Origin of the sequence: Rhodoferax sp. (assembly GCF_028688795.1) — a bacterium.
GTDB lineage: Bacteria > Pseudomonadota > Gammaproteobacteria > Burkholderiales > Burkholderiaceae_C > Rhodoferax.
The window spans coordinates 153,720-175,024 of record NZ_JAQTXM010000003.1 but is presented as its reverse complement, the minus strand read 5'-3'; the positions used below and the strand labels follow the sequence as shown (position 1 = coordinate 175,024).

Annotated in this window: 20 protein-coding genes; all 20 read right to left on the bottom strand. The window is 57.4% G+C overall.

Annotation, left to right across the window (positions count from 1 at the left end):
• Positions 1–9 precede the first annotated feature (9 nt).
• The 20 genes from murA to PHQ58_RS03650 all read right to left on the bottom strand — a co-directional run bounded on the left by murA (position 10) and on the right by PHQ58_RS03650 (position 21,300).
• Complete coding sequence (gene murA / locus PHQ58_RS03745) at positions 10–1,281, bottom strand: UDP-N-acetylglucosamine 1-carboxyvinyltransferase (protein ID WP_300107093.1); 1,272 nt, start codon at positions 1,279–1,281, stop codon at positions 10–12.
• Between the two features lie 4 nt (positions 1,282–1,285).
• On the bottom strand, positions 1,286–1,528 hold the full coding sequence (locus PHQ58_RS03740) for a BolA family protein (RefSeq protein ID WP_300107091.1): 243 nt from the start codon (positions 1,526–1,528) through the stop codon (positions 1,286–1,288).
• Positions 1,529–1,582: 54 nt separating this feature from the next.
• Positions 1,583–2,338 carry an ABC transporter permease gene (locus PHQ58_RS03735; protein WP_300107088.1) on the bottom strand — a complete coding sequence of 252 codons (756 nt, stop codon included), beginning with the start codon at positions 2,336–2,338 and terminating at the stop codon, positions 1,583–1,585.
• A complete protein-coding gene (locus PHQ58_RS03730; protein WP_300107085.1) occupies positions 2,335–3,276 on the bottom strand; it encodes an ABC transporter ATP-binding protein in 942 nt (313 codons plus the stop codon). Before PHQ58_RS03730 ends, PHQ58_RS03735 begins: the two co-directional genes overlap by 4 nt.
• A gap of 8 nt (positions 3,277–3,284) precedes the next feature.
• On the bottom strand, positions 3,285–3,575 hold the full coding sequence (locus tag PHQ58_RS03725; protein ID WP_300107083.1) for an STAS domain-containing protein: 291 nt from the start codon (positions 3,573–3,575) through the stop codon (positions 3,285–3,287).
• Between the two features lie 5 nt (positions 3,576–3,580).
• Positions 3,581–4,249: a phospholipid-binding protein MlaC gene (locus PHQ58_RS03720; RefSeq protein WP_300107080.1), complete on the bottom strand. Its 669-nt coding sequence runs from the start codon at positions 4,247–4,249 to the stop codon at positions 3,581–3,583.
• A 19-nt stretch (positions 4,250–4,268) separates the two neighbouring features.
• Positions 4,269–4,970 carry a VacJ family lipoprotein gene (locus PHQ58_RS03715; RefSeq protein ID WP_300107077.1) on the bottom strand — a complete coding sequence of 234 codons (702 nt, stop codon included), beginning with the start codon at positions 4,968–4,970 and terminating at the stop codon, positions 4,269–4,271.
• A gap of 56 nt (positions 4,971–5,026) precedes the next feature.
• Positions 5,027–5,521 carry an outer membrane lipid asymmetry maintenance protein MlaD gene (gene mlaD, locus PHQ58_RS03710; protein ID WP_300107074.1) on the bottom strand — a complete coding sequence of 165 codons (495 nt, stop codon included), beginning with the start codon at positions 5,519–5,521 and terminating at the stop codon, positions 5,027–5,029.
• A gap of 36 nt (positions 5,522–5,557) precedes the next feature.
• Complete coding sequence (gene mlaE / locus PHQ58_RS03705) at positions 5,558–6,340, bottom strand: lipid asymmetry maintenance ABC transporter permease subunit MlaE (protein WP_300107071.1); 783 nt, start codon at positions 6,338–6,340, stop codon at positions 5,558–5,560.
• Positions 6,337–7,155, bottom strand: a complete 819-nt coding sequence (locus PHQ58_RS03700) for an ABC transporter ATP-binding protein (RefSeq protein ID WP_300107068.1) — start codon at positions 7,153–7,155, stop codon at positions 6,337–6,339. The genes mlaE and PHQ58_RS03700 overlap by 4 nt, the downstream gene beginning before the upstream one ends.
• A 54-nt stretch (positions 7,156–7,209) precedes the next feature.
• On the bottom strand, positions 7,210–8,676 hold the full coding sequence (locus PHQ58_RS03695; RefSeq protein WP_300107065.1) for a glutamate synthase subunit beta: 1,467 nt from the start codon (positions 8,674–8,676) through the stop codon (positions 7,210–7,212).
• Between the two features lie 34 nt (positions 8,677–8,710).
• A complete protein-coding gene (locus PHQ58_RS03690; protein WP_300107062.1) occupies positions 8,711–13,444 on the bottom strand; it encodes a glutamate synthase-related protein in 4,734 nt (1,577 codons plus the stop codon).
• Between the two features lie 174 nt (positions 13,445–13,618).
• Positions 13,619–14,323, bottom strand: coding sequence for a transposase (locus PHQ58_RS03685; RefSeq protein ID WP_300107059.1), 705 nt, complete (start codon positions 14,321–14,323; stop codon positions 13,619–13,621).
• Between the two features lie 31 nt (positions 14,324–14,354).
• Positions 14,355–14,822: a hypothetical protein gene (locus PHQ58_RS03680; protein ID WP_300107057.1), complete on the bottom strand. Its 468-nt coding sequence runs from the start codon at positions 14,820–14,822 to the stop codon at positions 14,355–14,357.
• 77 nt (positions 14,823–14,899) lie between these two features.
• Positions 14,900–15,832: an SAM-dependent methyltransferase gene (locus tag PHQ58_RS03675; protein ID WP_300107286.1), complete on the bottom strand. Its 933-nt coding sequence runs from the start codon at positions 15,830–15,832 to the stop codon at positions 14,900–14,902.
• Positions 15,833–15,940: 108 nt separating this feature from the next.
• Positions 15,941–16,513, bottom strand: a complete 573-nt coding sequence (locus PHQ58_RS03670; protein WP_300107054.1) for a DUF1415 domain-containing protein — start codon at positions 16,511–16,513, stop codon at positions 15,941–15,943.
• Between the two features lie 60 nt (positions 16,514–16,573).
• Positions 16,574–17,746: a deoxyguanosinetriphosphate triphosphohydrolase gene (locus PHQ58_RS03665; protein WP_300107052.1), complete on the bottom strand. Its 1,173-nt coding sequence runs from the start codon at positions 17,744–17,746 to the stop codon at positions 16,574–16,576.
• A gap of 49 nt (positions 17,747–17,795) precedes the next feature.
• A complete protein-coding gene (aroB, locus tag PHQ58_RS03660; RefSeq protein ID WP_300107049.1) occupies positions 17,796–18,920 on the bottom strand; it encodes a 3-dehydroquinate synthase in 1,125 nt (374 codons plus the stop codon).
• Positions 18,921–18,981: 61 nt separating this feature from the next.
• Complete coding sequence (locus PHQ58_RS03655) at positions 18,982–19,503, bottom strand: shikimate kinase (protein WP_300107046.1); 522 nt, start codon at positions 19,501–19,503, stop codon at positions 18,982–18,984.
• 21 nt (positions 19,504–19,524) lie between these two features.
• A complete protein-coding gene (locus PHQ58_RS03650) occupies positions 19,525–21,300 on the bottom strand; it encodes an Ig-like domain-containing protein (protein ID WP_300107043.1) in 1,776 nt (591 codons plus the stop codon).
• Positions 21,301–21,305: the final 5 nt, after the last annotated feature.

Here is a 21,305-nt window from a genome sequence, read left to right as displayed (position 1 = left end):
ACGAAAAAATCACTTCACCCGTTCGATATTGGCGCCCAAACCACGCAGCTTGGCTTCCATCTGGTCGTAACCCCGGTCCAGGTGGTAAATGCGGTCCACCAGGGTCTCGCCATCAGCCACCAAACCGGCAATGACCAGGCTGGCCGACGCGCGCAGGTCAGTGGCCATCACGGTGGCGCCCGACAGTTGCGGCACACCTTCCACCATCGACACCTTGCCGTCAATCAGGATGTTGGCGCCCAGGCGCACCAGCTCGTTGACGTGCATGAAGCGGTTCTCAAAAATGGTCTCGGTGACCATGGCCGTGCCTTTTGCAACGGTGTTGAGCGCCATGAACTGCGCCTGCATGTCGGTCGGAAACCCCGGGTATTCGGTGGTGCGAAAGCTTTGCGCCTTGAGCTGCGCAGCGCCAGCTGACTGCACCCGAATGCCGTCGGTAACCTTGGTGATGGTCACGCCAGCATCGCGCAATTTCTCAACCACAGCCTCTAGATGGTCAATGCGGCCATGCTGGGCCGTCACGTCGCCACCGGTGGCGGCCACGGCACACAAAAATGTGCCCGCTTCGATGCGGTCGGCTACCACCTGATGATCGCAGCCATGCAAGGATTCAACCCCTTGGATGCGGATGCGGCTGGTGCCATGGCCTTCTATGCGTGCGCCCATCTTGATCAGCATCTCGGCCAGGTCGGCAATCTCGGGTTCCTGGGCGGCGTTTTCCAGAATGGTTTCGCCCTCGGCCAGTGCGGCTGCCATCAAAAAATTTTCGGTACCGGTCACAGTGACCATGTCGGTGGCAATGCGTGCACCATGCAGGCGGGTGCGCCCGGCGGTCAGCTTGGCCACCATGTAGCCGTGTTCGACCGAAATTTCTGCCCCCATGGCGGTCAGGCCCTTGATGTGCTGGTCCACCGGACGCGAGCCAATGGCGCAGCCACCCGGCAGCGACACTTTGGCGTGGCCAAAACGCGCCAGCAAGGGGCCCAGCGCCAGGACCGACGCACGCATGGTTTTCACCAGCTCATAAGGGGCTTCAGGGTTGGTCAAGGTACCCGCGTTCAGCTGCACCGTGCCGTCATCGCCGCGCTCGGCGGTCACGCCCATGTTGCGAATCAGCTTGAACATGGTGGACACGTCTTGCAGGCGCGGCACATTGCGCAAGGTCACTGGCTCGGCGGTGAGCAAGGCGGCACACAGCTCTGGAAGGGCCGCATTCTTGGCGCCAGAAATCATCACCGTGCCATTCAGGGGCTGCCCCCCGCGTATCAAAAGTTTGTCCATGGACTTAATTGGTTTCGTTGGCCCACTCGGCGGGCGTGAAGGTTTTCATGGACAGGGCATGAACCTCGTCGGTTTTCATCTTGTTGCCCAGCGTGGCATACACGCGCTGGTGTCGTGCAATGGCGCGTTTGCCCTCGAATTCACTTGACACGATGGTGGCGTACCAATGGCGGCCATCACCTTCCACGGTCAGTTCGTCGCAGGCCAGCCCGGCAGCGATCATTTTTTTCAGTTCTTCAGCAGTCATCTTGTTTCTTTCTTGTGGGACAAACCTTCAGAGTTGCCCCCAACCATTTGAAAATCAGGAGCGAACCTTGTAACCGGATCGCAACAGCCACAGCGCCCACAGGCTCACCGCCAGCGTGGCCGAAGCCACAACGCTCAGACTGAGCCAGGGCGACACATCACTGGCACCAAAAAAGCCGTAGCGAAAGCCGTCAATCATGTAGAAAAACGGGTTGAAATGGCTCACCGTTTGCCAAAACGGCGGCAGCGAGTGGATCGAGTAAAACACGCCGCTCAAAAACGTCATGGGCATCACCACAAAGTTCTGGAACGCTGCGAGTTGGTCGAATTTTTCGGCCCACAGGCCGGCGATCAGGCCCAGCGCGCCCATCAATGCAGCACCCAGCATCGCAAACGCCAGAATCCACAGCGGCGCGACATAACTCAAATCAGTGAAGAAAGCCGACACCAGCAACACGCCGATGCCCACCACCAGGCCACGAAACACCGATGCGCCCACATAAGCCACAAACCAGTGCCGATACGACAGCGGCGTCAACAGCAAAAACACCAGGTTACCCATGACCTTGCTCATGATCAGCGACGACGAGCTGTTGGCGAAAGCGTTTTGCAACAAGCTCATCATGGCCAGGCCCGGCACCAAAAACGCGGTGTAACTGACCTGGTCATACACCTTGACATGGGCTTCAAGCGCGTGGCCAAAGATCAGCAAATACAACATGGCCGTGAGGACAGGCCCGGCAATGGTTTGTGCTGCCACGCGCCAAAAGCGCAGCACCTCTTTGTAAAGCAGCATTTGCCAGCCGGTCATGGGGCGCTGCTCACTTCTGGGTTGGCATGCTGGTTCATCACGTCCAGAAACACATCTTCGAGGTCAGCACGGCGAATCTCGATGTCGTGGGCCACCAGGCCAGCCTCACGCACCGCCGCCAGATAACGCTCAACGGCCAAGGCGTCCTGTGCCGGAAACTGCACCACACGCCCGGTGACGCGGGCACCTGCGGCCAGCGCGGGCGGCAAGTCGCTGTCAATCTTGAAACGCAGCACATTGCTGGACGCCGCCTTGAGCAAGGCACTGGTGCTGTCCAGTGCCACCACTTTGCCAGTCTTGAGCATGGCAATGCGCCCGCACAGGGCCTCGGCTTCTTCCAGGTAATGCGTGGTCAAGAGCACGGTACTGCCCTGCTTGTTGAGTTTGGCGATGAAATGCCACAAGGTTTGGCGCAGCTCGACGTCGACACCTGCGGTGGGCTCATCGAGCACAATCACCGGCGGCTTGTGCACCAGCGCCAGCGCCACCAGCACCCGGCGCTTCATGCCACCCGAGAGCACGCGCATGTTGGCGTTGGCCTTGTCAGTGAGGCCCAGGCTCTCCAGCAGCTCATCAATCCAGGCATCGTTGTGACGCACACCAAAGTAGCCCGACTGAAAGCGCAGGGCTTCACGCACATTGAAAAAGGGGTCAAACACCAGCTCTTGCGGCACCACACCCAAGGCGCGACGGGCCGCAGCAAAGTCGGTTTGCACGTCGTGACCCATCACCATCACGCGCCCCGACGTGGCTTTGGCCAGTCCGGCCAAAATCGTGATCAGGGTGGTTTTGCCCGCGCCGTTGGGGCCCAGCAGCCCAAAAAACTCACCCGCCTGAATGTCCAGGCTGACGTGGTCAAGCGCCAAGAAACTGCCGCCCTGCGGGCCGCGAGGTGAAGGGTAGCTTTTGGAAACCGACTGAAACGAAATGGCGGGCATAGGGTGAGTTAGTTTACCGGGGCGACGGCGCCCTGAACTGGCAGCAACGCGGCAATGCCGTAAAGCCGCGCCAAATCACTCAAACGCGAGGGCAAGGCCTGCAACACCAGGGCTTTGCCCGCCAACAAGACGGCCCGCCGCAGTTCCAGCAAAACCGCCAAGGCGGTGGAGTCAAAACGCACCAGGTCTGACGCATCCACGGTGACGCTTGCCGTTGGCTCAGCGCGCGCAGACTGCAACAGACCTGCAAGGCAAGCCGTTGCCGTGCTGTGCACCAAGGTGTCAGGCAAATGCAGCACGATGCTTAGCCTTTGGCAGGCTTATTGACTTTGACTGAAGGCCCTGCCGCGTTGGCCTTGTTGCGCTCGGTCAGCGTGGCAATCAAGCCATCAATCCCCTTGGCATTGATTTCCTCGGCGAACTGGCTGCGGTAAGTGTCCACCAGCCAGACGCCCATCACGTTCAGATTAAAGACTTTCCAGCCAGCGCCAGCCCCTGGTGTTTTTTCCAGGCGGTAGTCCAGCTGGACCGGGTCGCCCCGGCCTTTGATCAAGGTGCGCACAATCACTTCTTTGTCCTCAGGCGCCGCCCGCAGGGGCTTGACACTGAAGCTCAGGTTTTTCGCCTGGCTCATGGCGCCTGAATAGGTGCGCACCAGCAGGGTTTTGAATTCGGTCTCAAGACGCTTGCGCTGCTCGGGCGTGGCCTGGCGCCAACCAGGCCCTACGGCAGAAGCTGTCATGCGTTGAAAATTGACATAAGGCATGACCTTTTCATCCACCAGTGCCATGATGCGTGACACGTCGCCGGCTTGCACCGCCGGATCAGCCAAAATGACATCCAAGGTTTCCTTGGTCACGCGGTTGATCAGGGCGTCCGGCGCTTCATCGGCCGCGTGCACTGGCATCGCTGCAAAAACAGAAGCACTGGCGGCCAGGGCCAGCAGCCATTGGGCTAATAAACGTCGGTTCATTTTCAATTCTTTCTCTAGATTATTTGGTCAGGTTGTCAGCCGGCATCGGCTCGTCGTCGTCAGGCGGGTAGCCGTCGTAGACCGAATTTTGGCGGCGCTGCAAAAAGGCATCGCGGGTGAATGTGTAAGGGTCAAGCGCCACTTGGTCCAGTATGTCGGAGGCCTCCAGCAAGCGCGAGCGACGGTCCAGCAAATTCAGGGCAGTGGCGGAGTTGCGTGTGGGCACATCGTTGATGCTTGACACCAGATTGCCTTGGGCATCCACCGGCAGCGCGGCGGTGTCACGCACGGTTGACGGCCCCAGCAGTGGCAACACCAGATACGGCCCAGACTTGACACCCCAATGGCCGAGCGTCTGGCCAAAGTCTTCGGTGTGGCGCTCGACGCGCATTTCAGACGCAATGTCGAGCACACCGCCCAGCCCCAGGAAGGTGTTGACACCAAAACGCACCAAATTGTTGCCAGCTGCTTGGCCCTTGAGCTGCAAGGCGCTGTTGACCGCAGACCAGGCATCCTGCAAGTTATTGAAGAAATTGTTCACCCCGGTGCGAATCGGTGACGGCAACACATCCCGGTAGGCCGTAGCCACCGGCTTGATCACGGCGCGGTCAACCACATCATTGAACTTGTAAACGCCCCGGTTGAAGGGCTCCAGTGGGTCTCGCCGATCCGCAGTGGGGCCAGTGGCGCAACCAGTCAGCGTGATGAGTACCGCAGACATAAGCACCGACGAACACCGTTGGACCCAGCCACTTTTCAAACTTGACGAATTTTTCATTATTTTCCCTGATTACTTGCACTCGCCGCAGCGCCGGACGGCTCAGCCGCCTTACTGAACAAAAACTGACTGATTAAATTTTCCAGAACGATGGCCGATTGGGTGCTGGAGATCACGTCGCCAGCGGCCAGATTTTTGTCGTCTGCACCCGCCTCAATGCCCAGATATTGGTCACCCAGCAAACCACTGGTCAAAATCTTCAGCGAGCTGTCTTTGGGAAAGGTGTACTGACTCTCCAGCGCCAGCGTCACTTTGGCCTGAAATGACTTGTCATCAAACGAGATGTTTTCAACTCGCCCGACCACCACGCCGGCACTTTTGACCGCTGCCTTGGGCTTGAGACCGCCAATGTTGTCAAACTTGGCTGCCACAGAATAAGTTTTTTGAAAACTGAGCGTCAGCAAATTGGCCGACTGCAGGGCCAAAAACAAAATGGCCACAGCCCCTATCAGCACGAATAAACCAACCCAGAGGTCATTTTTTGAGCGTTGCATTAAACACCTTTCTTGTCATTTGCCGTCAGATGGCGGTCAGATCGTGAACATCATGGCAGTCAGGATGAAGTCCAGTGCCAACACTGCCAGCGATGCCATCACCACGGTGCGGGTCGTGGCTTTGGCCACCCCTTCGGGTGTCGGCTGCGCGTTGTAGCCTTGCAGCAGGGCAATGAACGTCACCGCCACACCAAACACAAAGCTTTTCACCACCCCGTTGCCAACATCCTGAAACACATCCACGCCACCCTGAATCTGGCTCCAGAAAGCGCCGCCATCGACACCAATCATCAGGACCCCCACCACCCAGCCGCCAACCACGCCCATGGCGCTGAACAAGGCCGCCAGCAGGGGCATGGTGAACATGCCAGCCCAAAAACGTGGTGCCAGAACCCGCTGAATGGGGTCAACCGCCATCATCTCCATCACGCTGATTTGCTCGCCAGCTTTCATCAAACCAATTTCGGCCGTGAGTGCCGTGCCAGCGCGCCCGGCAAACAGCAAAGCCGTGACCACCGGGCCCAATTCGCGCAGCAGACTCAAAGCCACCATCAGGCCCAAGGCTTCGGATGACCCATAACGCTTCAAGATGTAATAACCTTGCAAGCTGAGCACAAACCCCACAAACAGCCCCGACACACCAATGATGGCCAGTGAATAGTTGCCCAAAAAATGAATCTGGTCGCGCACCAGCACATTGCGCCTGAGCGCATAACCCAAGCTGGCACACAGGCGGAAAAACAGGCGCGCGGCATAACCCATGGCATCGAGCTGGCGACGCACTGCAAACCCCAGTACTTTCGGGTGAAGCCAGCTCATGGCGTCACCTCTGCACCAAAATCTTCTTCGACCGTCGGGCCGGGATAATGGAAATGCACCGGGCCGTCCGGCAGGGCATGCACATACTGGTGCACCAGCGGGTCGGTGTTGTGGCGCACCTCATCCGGAGTGCCCTGGCAAGCCACCTTGCCGTTGGCCAGAATGATCACCTGGTCAGCGATGGCGAAGGTTTGTTCCAGATCGTGCGAGACAAAAATGCTGGTCAGGCCCATGGCATCGTTGAGCTCACGGATCAAACGCGCAGAGGTGCCCAGCGAAATCGGGTCGAGACCGGCGAAAGGTTCGTCGTACATCACCAGCTCGGGGTCAAGCGCAATGGCCCGCGCCAGCGCCACGCGGCGTGCCATACCACCGCTCAAGTCACTGGGCATCAGGTCACGTGCACCGCGCAGGCCAACCGCATTGAGCTTCATCAGCACCACATCGCGAATCAGCGCCTCAGGCAAATGGGTGTGCTCGCGCAGCGGGAAAGCCACGTTCTCAAACACGTCCAGGTCAGCAAACAGGGCACCAAACTGGAACAACATGCCCATGCGCCGGCGCGCCGCGTACAGCTCCGACTGATTCATGGGTGTCAAGTCTTGGCCATCAAACAGCATCTGCCCTTGCTGGGCCTGCACCTGGCCGCCAATGAGGCGCAGCACTGTGGTTTTGCCGCCACCCGACGCACCCATGAGTGCAGTGACCTTGCCACGCGGCACCGACAACGAAATGTCGTCCAGGATCATGCGTTCCCCATAGCCAAAGCTAAGGTGACGCATTTCAACCAGGGGATCGAGGGGTTTTGGAGCCATAAATAGAAAGACCGGGGGTAAACCCGGCCTCTCGATCATAAATGATGCTGTAATTTAGCGGGGCAGGTCGCTGAATCCCATTAAAAACTCATCGACCGAGCGGGCTGCCTGGCGGCCTTCGCGAATTGCCCACACCACCAGGCTTTGGCCCCGGCGAATGTCGCCAGCGGCAAACACCTTGGCCACGTTGGTGGCGTAACCACCCGTGAACTCGGTTGTGGCTTTGGCGTTGCCGCGCGCATCCTTGTCGATGCCAAAGGCTTCCAGCACGGTTGCCACCGGATTGACAAAGCCCATGGCAAGCAGCACCAAGTCAGCCTGATAGGTCTTCTCGGTGCCAGCGATTTCTACCATCTTGCCGTCCTTGAGCTCGATGTGCACGGTTTTAAGGCCGGTGAGCTTGCCTTTTTCACCAATGAATTCCTTGGTGGAAATGGCGAACTCGCGGGTGCAGCCTTCGTCATGGCTGGAGCTGGTGCGCAATTTCATGGGCCAATAGGGCCAAGTCATGGGCCGGTCTTCTTCGACTGGCGGCTGCGGCATCACTTCAAACTGCGTGACGCTGGCTGCGCCGTGGCGGTTGCTGGTGCCCACGCAATCGGAGCCGGTGTCGCCGCCACCAATCACGATCACGTGTTTGCAGTCGGCACGCAATTGGCCCTTGAGCTTGTCGCCGGCATTGACCTTGTTTTGCTGTGGCAAAAACTCCATGGCGAAGTAAATGCCATCCAGGTCACGGCCAGGCACCGGCAAATCTCGGCTTTGCTCGGAGCCGCCAGTGAGCAGCACGGCATCAAATTCAGCCTGTAATTGCTCAGCAGAGATCTTTTCCTTGGCCCAGTTGGTGACCTTGCTGCCCTTGGGCATTTCACCCACCAGCACACCGGTGCGAATCGTTACACCCTCGGCCTTAAGCTGATCAACACGGCGGTCGATGTGGGTTTTTTCCATCTTGAAGTCTGGAATGCCATAACGCAGCAAGCCACCCACGCGGTCATTCTTTTCAAACAAGGTCACGTCATGGCCAACCCGCGCCAGCTGCTGGGCAGCCGCCATGCCGGCCGGGCCGGAGCCCACCACCGCCACTTTTTTGCCGGTCTTGACCTTGGCTGGCTGCGCTGTCACCCAGCCCTCGGCCCAAGCGCGATCGATGATGGCGTGTTCAATGCTCTTGATGCCCACGGCGCCGTCATTCACATTCAACGTGCAAGCCGCTTCGCACGGAGCCGGGCAAATGCGGCCGGTGAATTCGGGGAAGTTGTTGGTGCTGTGCAGCACGTCAATGGCTTCTTTCCAGTCACCGTGGTAGACCAGATCGTTGAAATCCGGAATGATGTTGTTGACTGGGCAACCGCTGTTGCAAAACGGCGTGCCACAGTCCATGCAGCGCGCGGCCTGGATGTTGGCGGCCTTGTCGTCGAGCCCGATCACAAACTCTTTGTAATTCTTCAAGCGCTCAGGCACGGGCTTGTAGCCCTCTTCCAGGCGCTCATATTCCATGAAACCAGTGATTTTTCCCATGATGTTTTCCTATGTGTCTGATGGAAGCGGCGTTTTACTTAGCCGCGACAGCTTCTTTTTTAATAGCTGCTTGCGCACGTTCTACCTGGGCTACAGCCCCTTTCTTTGCATGAAGCTCACCCAGAGCACGTTTGTACTCGTTGGGGAAAACCTTGACGAATTTGGCACGTGCGGTGTCCCAGTTGTCGAGCAACTCGCGGGCACGGCGGCTGCCGGTCCAGCGGTTGTGGTCTTCCAGCAATTTTTTCAGCTGCGCCTCATCGCTTTGGCCACGGTGCCACAGGCTTTCGTTGATGGCTTCTTTTTGCTCTGCGGTGGTCAACACTTTTTCAAGCGACACCATGGCGGTGTTGCAACGCTTGGCAAACTTGCCGTCTTCGTCATACACGTAAGCGATGCCGCCGCTCATGCCGGCCGCAAAGTTGCGCCCGGTCACACCCAGCACGGCCACGGTGCCGCCAGTCATGTACTCACACCCATGGTCCCCGGTGCCTTCAATCACCGCCGTGGCCCCTGACAGACGCACCGCAAAACGCTCGCCGGCTACGCCGCACAAAAACGCTTCGCCACTGGTGGCGCCGTACATCACGGTGTTGCCCACAATGGTGTTTTTGGTGGCTTCACCGCGAAAATCAATGCTCGGGCGCACCACCACACGGCCACCGCTCAAGCCTTTGCCGGTGTAGTCATTGGCGTCTCCAATCATGTACAGCGTGATACCGCGGCACAAAAACGCGCCAAACGACTGGCCGCCCGTGCCCTCTAACTGGATGCGAATGGTGTCATCAGGCAGGCCTTCAGGGTGCACCTTGGTCACCGCACCCGACAACATGGCACCCACCGAGCGGTTCACGTTGCGCGCCACTTCAATGAACTGCACGCGCTCACCCTTGTCAATGGCCGCACGGCTCTTGGCAATCAGCACGTTGTCGAGCGACTTTTCCAGGCCATGGTCTTGCGACTCGGTTTGAAAACGTGGCACATCGGCGGGCACATTGGGCTGGGCAAACAGGCGGCTGAAATCCAGGCCGCTGGCTTTCCAGTGCTGCAGGCCAGCACGCATGTCGAGCAGGTCAGAGCGGCCAATCAGGTCGTCAAACTTGACAATGCCCAGCTGCGCCATGATCTGGCGAACTTCTTCGGCAATGAAGAAGAAGTAGTTCACCACGTGCTCAGGCTTGCCCGAGAACTTCTTGCGCAGCTCAGGGTCTTGTGTGGCCACGCCCACCGGACAGGTGTTCAGGTGGCACTTGCGCATCATGATGCAACCTTCCACCACCAGCGGAGCAGTGGCAAAGCCAAACTCGTCAGCACCCAACAGTGCGCCAATGGCAACGTCGCGGCCGGTCTTCATCTGGCCGTCGGCCTGCACACGGATGCGGCTGCGCAGGCGGTTCAGCACCAGGGTTTGCTGGGTTTCGGCCAAGCCGATTTCCCATGGGCTGCCGCAATGCTTGATGGACGACCAGGGCGAGGCGCCCGTGCCGCCGTCGTGCCCGGCAATCACCACGTGGTCGGCCTTGCACTTGGCTACGCCTGCGGCGATGGTGCCCACGCCAATTTCGCTCACCAGCTTGACGCTGATGCTGGCCTGGGTGGAGACATTCTTCAGGTCGTGAATGAGCTGCGCCAAATCTTCAATCGAGTAGATGTCATGGTGCGGTGGCGGCGAGATCAGGCCCACACCAGGCACCGAGTAGCGCAGCTTGCCAATGTAATCCGACACCTTGGCGCCGGGCAGCTGACCACCCTCGCCTGGCTTGGCACCTTGGGCCATCTTGATCTGGATTTGATCGGCACTGCCCAAATACTCGGCCGTGACACCAAAGCGGCCCGAGGCCACCTGCTTGATGCGCGAGCGCAGAGAGTCGCCGGCTTGCAGCGGCAAATCAACCTCAACCACATCATTGCCAATCACGCTCTTCAAAGAGTCACCAAGCTTGATCGGGATGCCTTTGAGCTCGTTGCGGTAACGCGCAGGGTCTTCACCCCCCTCACCGGTGTTACTTTTGCCGCCAATGCGGTTCATGGCCACAGCCAGCGTGGCGTGTGCTTCAGTAGAAATGGAACCCAGCGACATCGCGCCCGTGGCAAAGCGTTTGACGATTTCCTTGGCGCTTTCCACCTGGTCGATCGGGATCGCTTTGGCGGGGTCGATCTTGAATTCAAACAGACCGCGCAAGGTCAGGTGGCGCTTGCTTTGGTCGTTGATCAGCTGGGCGTATTCCTTGTAGGTGTTCCAGTTGTTGGCTCGGGTGCTGTGCTGCAGCTTGGCAATCGCGTCGGGCGTCCACATGTGTTCTTCACCACGGGCACGCCAGGCATATTCACCACCTGCATCCAGGCGGTTTGCCAGCACCGGGTCTGCGCCAAAGGCAGCCTTGTGCATTCGGATGGCTTCCTCGGCAATCTCAAACACACCAATGCCTTCGACACGGCTGGGGGTGCCAGTGAAGTATTTTTCAACTGTGTCGGTTGACAGGCCAATGGCTTCAAACAGCTGCGCACCGCAGTAACTCATGTAAGTGCTGACACCCATCTTGGACATGATCTTGGACAAGCCCTTGCCCACCGCCTTGACATAGTTGTAAATGGCTTTGTCAGCGCTCAAATCGCCCGGCAGGTCTTTGCAGATGCTGGCCAGGGTTTCCATCGCCAAATAGGGGTGAACGGCTTCGGCACCGTAACCGGCGAGCACGCCAAAGTGATGCACTTCACGGGCCGTGCCGGTTTCAACCACCAGACCCGCCGTGGTGCGCAAACCTTCGCGCACCAGGTGCTGGTGAACGGCACTCAGGGCCAGCAGCGCCGGAATGGCCACCTGCGTGGCGCTGATGGCGCGGTCACTGATGATCAAAATGTTGTGGCCGCTCTTGATGGCATCCACTGCCTCGGCGCACAACGACGCCAGCTTGGCCTCAACCCCTTCACGACCCCAGCTCAACGGGTAGGTGATGTCAAGTGTGTAGCTGCGGAATTTGCCGTTGGTGTGCGTGGCAATGTCGCGCAGCTTGGCCATGTCGGCAAAGTTGAGCACCGGCTGGCTCACTTCCAGGCGCATCGGTGGGTTGACCTGGTTTATGTCAAGCAAATTGGGCTTGGGACCAACAAACGACACCAGGCTCATCACGATGGCTTCGCGGATCGGGTCAATGGGCGGGTTCGTCACCTGCGCGAACAGCTGCTTGAAGTAGTTGTACAGCGGCTTGTTTTTGTCGCTCAACACCGCCAGCGGGCTGTCGTTGCCCATGGAACCAATGGCTTCTTCGCCGTTGGCGGCCATGGGGGCAATCAAAAACTTCAGGTCTTCCTGCGTCATGCCAAAGGCTTGCTGGCGGTCCAGCAAGGTGCCCTCGGATTCTGCGGCGCTGGCAGGCTCGCCACCGCCTTGCACATCGTCCAGGCGAATGCGCAGGTTTTCGATCCATTGCTTGTAAGGCTTGCTGTTGGCCAAGCCTGATTTCAGCTCCTCGTCGTCCACCATGCGACCTTGCTCCAGGTCAATCATGAACATCTTGCCGGGCTGCAAGCGCCATTTGCGCACAATTTTGTTCTCTGGGAACGGCAACACGCCAGACTCAGACGCCATCACCACCAAGTCGTCGTCGGTGATGCAGTAGCGTGACGGACGCAGGCCATTGCGGTCCAGCGTGGCGCCAATCTGGCGGCCATCGGTGAACACAATGCTGGCCGGACCGTCCCACGGCTCCAACATGGCGGCGTGGTATTCGTAGAACGCGCGGCGGCGCTCGTCCATGGTGGTGTGGTTTTCCCAAGGCTCGGGAATCATCATCATCACCGCTTGGCTGATCGGGTAGCCGGCCATGGTGAGCAGCTCAAGGCAGTTGTCAAACGTGGCGGTGTCAGACTGGTGCGCGAAGCTGATGGGGTAAAGCTTTTGCAGGTCAGCCCCCAACACCGGTGAGCTCATCACACCTTCACGCGCCTTCATCCAGTTGTAGTTGCCCTTGACGGTGTTGATTTCACCGTTGTGCGCCACATAGCGGTAAGGGTGGGCCAACGGCCACTCGGGGAAAGTGTTGGTTGAAAACCGTTGGTGCACCAGACCCAGGGCAGACACGCAGCGCGGGTCTTGCAGATCAAGGTAATAAGTGCCCACCTGGTCGGCCAGCAACAGGCCTTTGTAAATGACCGTGCGGCTGGACATGCTGGGCACGTAATATTCTTTGCTGTGCTTGAGTTTCAAGGCCTGAATGTGGGCGCTGGCGGTCTTGCGGATCACATAGAGCTTGCGCTCCAGGGCGTCTTGCACAATCACGTCATTGCCACGGCCGATGAAGATTTGCTTCAGCACGGGTTCTTTTTTACGCACATTGGGCGACATCGGCATGTCACGGTCGACTGGCACATCACGCCAGCCCAGCAACACCTGGCCTTCGGCCTTGACGGCACGCTCAAGCTCTTGCTCGCAGGCCTGACGACTCGCAAATTCCTTGGGCAAAAACACCATGCCGACACCGTATTCGCCAGGTGGCGGCAGCGTGACACCCTGGGCGGCCATTTCTTCGCGGTACAACGCATCAGGCAGCTGAATCAAGATACCAGCACCGTCGCCCATGAGCTTGTCGGCACCCACGGCACCCCGGTGGTCGAGGTTTTCAAGAATCTTGAGCGCATTTTTGACAATGTCATGCGACTTATGGCCCTTGATGTGAGCCACAAAACCAACCCCGCAAGCGTCATGCTCTTGAGATGCTGAATACAAACCGTTGTCTTGGAGATGTTTGATCTCGGCTGCCGTCGTCATACGCGCGCTCCTAAAAAGTGTCAGATGGGTCAACTTTACCGCATTGCAGCATCCATGCCAAACAAAATAATTGGGGTCAGATTCCAATTAATTTCTACAAATTATGTTTTTCAAAAAATTGGGGACACATTTAAAATAAGAGCTAGTTATGCTTTATTTATAAGGACTACAGCCTTATTTGACTACTTTTTTGTTAACTGAAAGTGGTCGCCCAGCGCCAGTTTTTGACACCCGGCGCTCCGTCCTTTTTTGTAATTCAGCCACAAAATCCGGCTCACCCAAGGCCCAACCCTGCAGCGCAGCATTGGTCAAAGCGGTCTGCTGCACCGTGTTGATGCCACTTCGCACCATTTCGGCGTAGGCGGCTTCGCGCGCAAACGGGGTGTTGCCCAGCTCCCAATACAGGGCGTGCGGCGTGATCAAACGGTCTGAGCGGATGCCCAGGTAGTGCAAATGGCTCGACCACGGGTAGTCTTGCGGCAGCGCCACCAATCCCGCGCGCACCGGGTTCAGATCGATGTAGGCCATACAGGTCAACAAATAACGGTCTGACTGGATCAGCGTCGACTTGTAGCGCCCCTCCCACAAGGTGCCCGTGCGTTTTTGTATGTCATTGAAATAGCGCACATAGCTGCGCCCCACGGCCTGCATCATTTTGGGTAAGCCATCGGCCGTCTGTGGCGTGGCCAGCAGGTGAAAGTGGTTACTCATCAGTACATAGGCATGCACCGCCACCTCAAATTTTTTGGCGTTTTCCTCCAGCAGGTCAAGCAACGCGCGGTAATCTGCCACCGTGGCAAAAATGGCTTGCCGATTGTTGCCACGCTGGATGACGTGGTGCGGATAACCGGGCAGGGTCAAACGAGGTAAGCGTGCCATGGGGGGCAAATGAATTGGACTCTGACCCCAATTAATGGGGTGCCTTGACCACGCGGACTTTGCCGCTGGTGGTGATCAAAATCACCTTGTCGCCAGGCAGCAGCATCTCACCGCCTTTGGCTTGCACCAAGGCCCGGCGTTCGCCGCCCTTGAGCTGGATCAGCAACTCTGTGGCGTCTTCGCGTGTGCTCATGCGCTCAATGGCGTTACCCGCCACCGCACCGGCAACCCCCACGAGCAAGCCAATCACTTGGCTCTCGGCGTTTGATCCGCCACGTGTGGCACCAGCCACCGCACCCGTGACACCACCTACGGCCGCGCCAATGCCACTTTGACTGCCGTCAACCACCACATTGCGCACGGTCAGCACCACGCCGTCCTCGACTTGCGAAAGACGTTGTGCGTCGCCGCGCTGGATCACATCCGGGCTGCTGGAAGCACATGCGCCCAGCACCAAAGCGACCATCACCGGCATCACCGCAAATAAAACTCGTCGCATGAAAATACTCCTTGAGATAAAAACCGCCGAAACAGAGCCTTAGAGCCCAAACCTTGGCAAAAATTCCATCGGGCTTCTTATTGGGCGTTCGCAGCAGCACTCGCCAAAGGCCCACCCGAACCCGCAGCATCTGGCCCTGGCTCGGGCAACCCTGCAAAGCGGGTGTGAAGCAAATCGGTCAGGCCAAATTGGCCAAGCAACTCGCGCAGGCGCTGGGCGGCGGTTCGTTTTTTCTGCCCGGTGTAACGGGCAATGATCAGCTCGTTTTTCATGCTGTGCTCCCAGCCTACCAGTTCGGTCACCGTCACCTGGTATCCGCAGGCTTCCAGGTACAGGCAGCGCAGCACGTTGGTGATCTGGCTGCCCATCTCGCGGGTGTGCATGGGGTGTCGCCATAGTTCTGATAGCGACGTACGTTGCAGTGACAAGGCTTTGTGCTGATTCAGAATCCGTGCCACTTCGGCCTGGCAGCACGGCACCAGCACCATGAAGCGGGCGCGTTTTTGCAGACCAAAGGCAATCGCGTCGTCGGTGGCGGTGTCGCAAGCATGCAAGGCGGTGACCACATCGATTTGCGCCGGCAACTGGTCGGATTGGGCAGACTGTGCCACCGTCAGGTTCAGAAACGACATGCGATCAAAGCCCAGCCGCGCTGCCAGTTCGGTGGACTTGCTCACCAGTTCAGGGCGGGTTTCAATGCCGTAGATATGGCCGCTTTTCAATGACTTGAAAAACAGGTCGTACAGGATGAATCCCAGGTAAGACTTGCCCGCACCGTGGTCGGCCAAGGTGATGCCGGTGGCCCCTACTACATCGGCGCTGCCCGCAGGTTTGTCTGGCAATTCAAGCAGCAGCTTTTCAATGAACTGAAACAAGTGGTAAACCTGCTTGAGTTTGCGGCGCGAGTCCTGGTTGAGCTTGCCCTCGCGAGTCAGGATATGCAGTTCTTTGAGCAATTCAATCGATTGCCCAGGGCGGATGTCGTTGGCCAGCGCAGCGCTCACATCCATGGTGGCCGTGGTGCCTTGGCGTTCAGGTGTTCGTTTTTTCATGGGGCGATGATGCCATGAGCGCTGCGAAACCCTCAGCCACCCCGGCAGCAGCCGCGCTGCAACGGGTTAAACGTCTTGCGGTGTGCGCCCGACCTTTAACGCTGCCCAACCCTCAGCCCCGAGCCGCTCCATGGTCTGCATGTTGACCTCAAAAATGGACTCGGGGTTAGGGAAAGCCGCCACGGCGCGGTCAATGCTGTCTTCACGTAGCAGGTGCAGCGTGGGGTACGGCGAGCGGTTGGTGAAGTTGGTAATGTCATCTTCCGCCGTGCCAGCAAACTGGTAGTGCGGGTGCAGTGAGGCAATTTGCAACACGACGTCCAGACCCAGCTTAACCAGAGTCCGGTCGGCCTGGGCCAGGAAATCGTTGAAATCAAGAAAGTCTTGCAAGCCATCAGGTACTATTAAAAGCGTAGTGTCTCGCGCTTTAGCATCAAGGGCTACAAGCTGATTTAGCTCAAAAATTAAATCTTCCAGCAAACCTGCCCGATCGGTCGCCCGGCTGACGGCGTAATGCACCTGGCCCTTGACATGCACGCTTTTTGCAAACGGACACAGGTTCAGGCCGATCACGGCGCGCTCCAGCCAGGTTTGTGTGTCGGCAATCACGGTGTCGGTGGGGATAAAGAAAGTGGTCATGCAATGCGTTTCATCTGTGGGATTAGAGGTTTTACCCAAGCGTTTGAACAGTTGCTCGGCTCAAGCCAACAGCCGCAAGCCGGTCAAGCGCTCATGCTCGCGCACGGCAAACCGGTCGGTCATGCCGGCAATGTAATCTGCCACGGCACGCGCCGTGACTGCAGCCGGGTCGGTGCCGCCGGACTGGTCTGCGCGGCGTTGGTAACGCTCAGGCATTTCATGTGCTGCGCTGAAATAGGCGTCAAACAAGTCAGTCACCACTTGCCTGGCGTGCCCGGTGGTTTGCAGCACTTGCGGGTGGCGGTAAAGTTGCGGCAACAAAAAAGCTTTCAGCGTCTTAGATTTGGCGCGCATCTCAGCACCAAACTGGACCAGGGGCGGCAACTGGCGCACGGCGTCCACGCTGGCTGGCTGAACTTCATCCAACGCGGCTTGCGTGGCCGCGATCACGTCATACACCTGCGCGCTGAGCATGCGCCGAATCGCCTCGTAAAGCAGGCGGCGACCTTGGACTGCCTCCTGCAGATGCGGGAATTCAGCCAAGGTCTGCCGCCGGAAGTCGTCAAACAGCGGCACCGCCTGCAACTGTTGCAAGGTGATCAGACCGGAGCGCACCCCATCATCAATGTCATGCGCGTTGTAGGCAATCTCGTCTGCGAGGTTACACAGCTGCGCCTCCAGGCTGGGCTGCTGATGGCTCAAAAACCGTTGTGCCACACCACCAGGCTCGCTGAGTTCAAGCGCTTGAGCGTTGGCGCGTGAGCAATGTTTAAGAATGCCCTCGCGGGTCTCAAACGTCAGGTTCAGGCCATCAAACTCGGGATAGCGCTCTTCCAGAAGGTCGACCACACGCAGGCTCTGCAGGTTGTGCTCAAAGCCGCCAAAGGCTGCCATGCAGTCATTGAGCGCGTCTTGCCCGGCGTGGCCAAAAGGCGTGTGACCCAGGTCATGCGCCAATGCAATGGCTTCAACCAGATCCTCATTGAGCTTGAGCGAACGCGCAATGGAGCGACCCAGTTGCGCCACCTCCAGTGAATGCGTCATGCGGGTGCGAAACAGGTCACCCTCGTGGTTCAAAAACACCTGCGTCTTGTAGACCAGCCGCCGAAACGCGGTGCTGTGCACAATGCGGTCGCGGTCGCGCTGGTACTCGGTGCGCGTTGGGGCCGGGGCTTGCGGGTAGCGCCTGCCACGGGTTTGCGCCGGATTGCAGGCGTAGGGTGCCAAGGTCATGTTTATATGATAAATAGGGCTTTAACCCTTATAGAATAAGCGCAGATAGCTATATTTTTAGCAGTTTATCGCTGCAACACATATCGATCACCTGGCGCACCATAGGCTCCGGCGCACCGCGCACAATGGCACGGCCGGGGCCATCAATCAGGACAAACTTGATGTCGCCCGCCTCGGATTTTTTGTCCACCCGCATCAGCTCCAAATAGCGCCCGGCGTTGTCTGTGGTCGACAAGACCGGCGCTTGAACAGGCAAACCGGCCTTGGCAATCAACGCTGTCAAGCGCGCCACAAACAGCGCGTCCACCAGCCCCAGGCGCAACGACAAGTGCGCCGCCATCACCATGCCGCAGCCCACGCCCTCGCCGTGCAGCCACTCGCCATAACCCAAACCGGCCTCAATGGCGTGGCCAAAGGTGTGGCCAAAATTCAAAATGGCGCGCAAGCCCGCTTCGCGCTCATCTTGACCCACCACCCAGGCCTTGATCTCGCAGCTGCGTTTGACCACATGGGCCAGCGCAGCCGGGTCACGCGCCATGACCTCACCGATGTGCGCCTCTAGCCAGCTGAGAAAATCCATGTCGGCAATTGGCCCGTATTTAATGACCTCTGCCAGACCGGCGCTGAGCTCGCGGTCGGGCAGGGTTTTCAGCGTGTCCAGATCACACACCACTTTGAGCGGCTGGTAAAACGCGCCAATCATGTTCTTGCCCAGCGGGTGGTTGATGGCGGTTTTGCCACCTACCGATGAGTCCACCTGTGCCAACAGCGTGGTGGGCACTTGCACAAACGGCACACCGCGCATGTAGCTGGCAGCAGCAAAGCCCGTCATGTCGCCCACCACACCGCCGCCCAGCGCAAACAACATGGTTTTGCGGTCGCAGCTGTGGCCCAGCAAGGCGTCAAAAATCAGATTCAGGCTTTCCCAGGTCTTGTATTGCTCACCGTCTGGCAGCACCACGGTGTGCACCTGAGGGTATTTGTCAGCCAAGGCTTTTTGCAGGCGCTCTGCGTAGAGCGGCCCCACCGTGGTGTTGGTCACAATCAGCGCACTTTGTGCCTTGGGCAACTCGGCATAACTCAAGGGGTTGTCAAACAACGAGCCACGAATGGCAATGTGGTAGCTACGGTCAGCCAGATCAATGGCGACGGTTTGGAGGTCTGAAGCATTCATGCCTCAAGTTTAGAGGCAATGCCAATGAAATACCGTGTTACCGGATTAATGCGAACTCAGTTTAGGACGGCAGTGAAACACCAGAAAGTTCCAACTGCATCATGATCATGTTCACCAGACTGGCCACTGACGGACGGCCCGTGTCGATGTTGAAGTGCGAGGTTTCACGGTACAGCGGGTCACGCTGGGTATACAGATCACGCAGGCGCTGCAACGGGTCAGCCACTTGTAGCAACGGCCGGTTTTTGTCGTGACGCAGGCGACGAAACAACTCGTCTGGCACCGAGTTCAGGTAAATCACATGGGTGCGTTCGCGCAGGTGTTGCCGGTTATTTGGGCGCAACACCACGCCGCCTCCCGTTGACAGGACACCGCTTGGCGCCAGGGTCAACTCATCAATCACCGACTCTTCGATGTCGCGAAAGCGAGCCTCGCCCTCTCGCTCAAAATACTCACGAATTGAGCAGCCCAGGCGCTGCTCGATCACATGATCAGAGTCAGAAAATGGCAATTGCATCCGCCGGGCGAGTTGGCGCCCGACCGTGGACTTGCCAGAGCCGGGGAGTCCGATAAGGGAGATCAATTCGAAACGCCGCTAAACCTACTAAAAAACTGACGTACAAGAATTCGTGCCGAACGGTGGCGTTAAAAATGAACCATTGGCAACGTCGCCTTCCAAAACATCAGTTACAAAAGACCGCGACGCGTCCCCTTCGGAACCTGCAACGCTGGTTGTCGCACGAACCGTATAGGCTAGCCAACGCCCCATATTTTGAGGGTAACTGATTTGAACCAATAACTGTCCGTTAGCATCAGTTTTATTGCTGCTCACATAAGACACAACAATTTCAGCTTTTCGTGGCTGAATAATGCCATCGCGATTAATATCTTCGCCCATATCAAGGGACCCGTTGCGATTCCAATCTTCATTGATACACCATATTTTCTCACCAACGATTACAGGAGTAACTGTAGCGTCAGCTCTCTTTGGCACATACGTCGACGGGGGCAACGATTGAACAGCGTTCACTGGCGATGAAGGTGGCAAATAGTCTGAATGAAAATCACGAATACTAGGCACAGCAATATTTATATACGGCGAGGCCCAATTAGAACCTTTTCCATAATGTGTGATATCAACACTGGCAGAAACAACCGCATCTTTGACCGCAACACCTGCCGCATCGTTTACTTGAATCAAAAATTTCTTCAAGTATGCAATACCACCAAGACCTTTTTCCATCGTGTTGTCAGTTCCGATACTGATACCCAACGACGATCCTGCCACAGTTAAATTAGCAACAACAAAGGAAGGACAATCAGTAACCGATGTAAAGTTAACTGCACTATAACAAGCCCGCAACGAAACACCATTGGTTGGGCTGCTGCGAGTTCCAGGAATGTAATCCGCCTCAGCGAGTCCACTGGCGCTGGTGTATACGGTACCGCTGCCGGTCGAAATCGATTCGCCATTTCCTAGCAAAGGTGTTACCAACTCAAAGCGCACACGCATATTTTCAATACCCACGTTATTAGCGGTCAAAAACTTTGCGCTCAACCTTGCCCGATTTACTGCACTTCCCGCAGTGTTCGGCGCAATTGAGGTCGGATCTGGCGTCAAGGATGCAGAGCTAACGTCACCGACAGCATTGGGTATTGATCCCACACCGGCAATAACCTGGATGGACTGTGAGGCTTTAACACCTAAACCATCGGCCACAACTGTGTAAGGGCCGGCATTGGAGGGCGCCAAAAATGTAACAATCTTGGTACCAGATACGCCGGTATTCACCGAACCAGTCAAGCCAGCAGTCCCACTCAAATTGACCTCAACATTAGGAATCACGATGTTGGCGCTATCGTAGGCCGATACATTCAGGGTGACTATTTCACCGGGCTGTGGGGTGGCATTCAATGCCGCGACAGAAATTCTACTGCCTGTCACTACAACAGACGCTGTTTTAGTCATTGTGCCTACTGTCATCGTTACGTTAATCGTTCGATTTCTTTTATCTGCACCTATTGAAATATTGCCTGTGACTTGACCTGTAGCGTCTGATTTAGTTGCAACTGGCGTGTAAACACCAGAATCAACCGATACAGATACGGGAACGTCAGCCAATATATTTCTCGCAGCATCCAATACAGTTACTGTCAACAACGCAGCGTCACTTCCACCATTAGAAATAGAAGATTTATCGAAAGAAAAAATAAAGTTCGCAGGCACAACGGTCACAACCGGCGAACTAGCCGAAGTAGATGGAGCCCCCGAAGGCGTCCCCGAGCTCCCTCCTCCTCCTCCGCAAGCCACCAACGCCAAGGCCAGGCCAAACCCCGCCGCAAATTTGATGAAATTCATACGCATGTTCATATCACTCACATTTG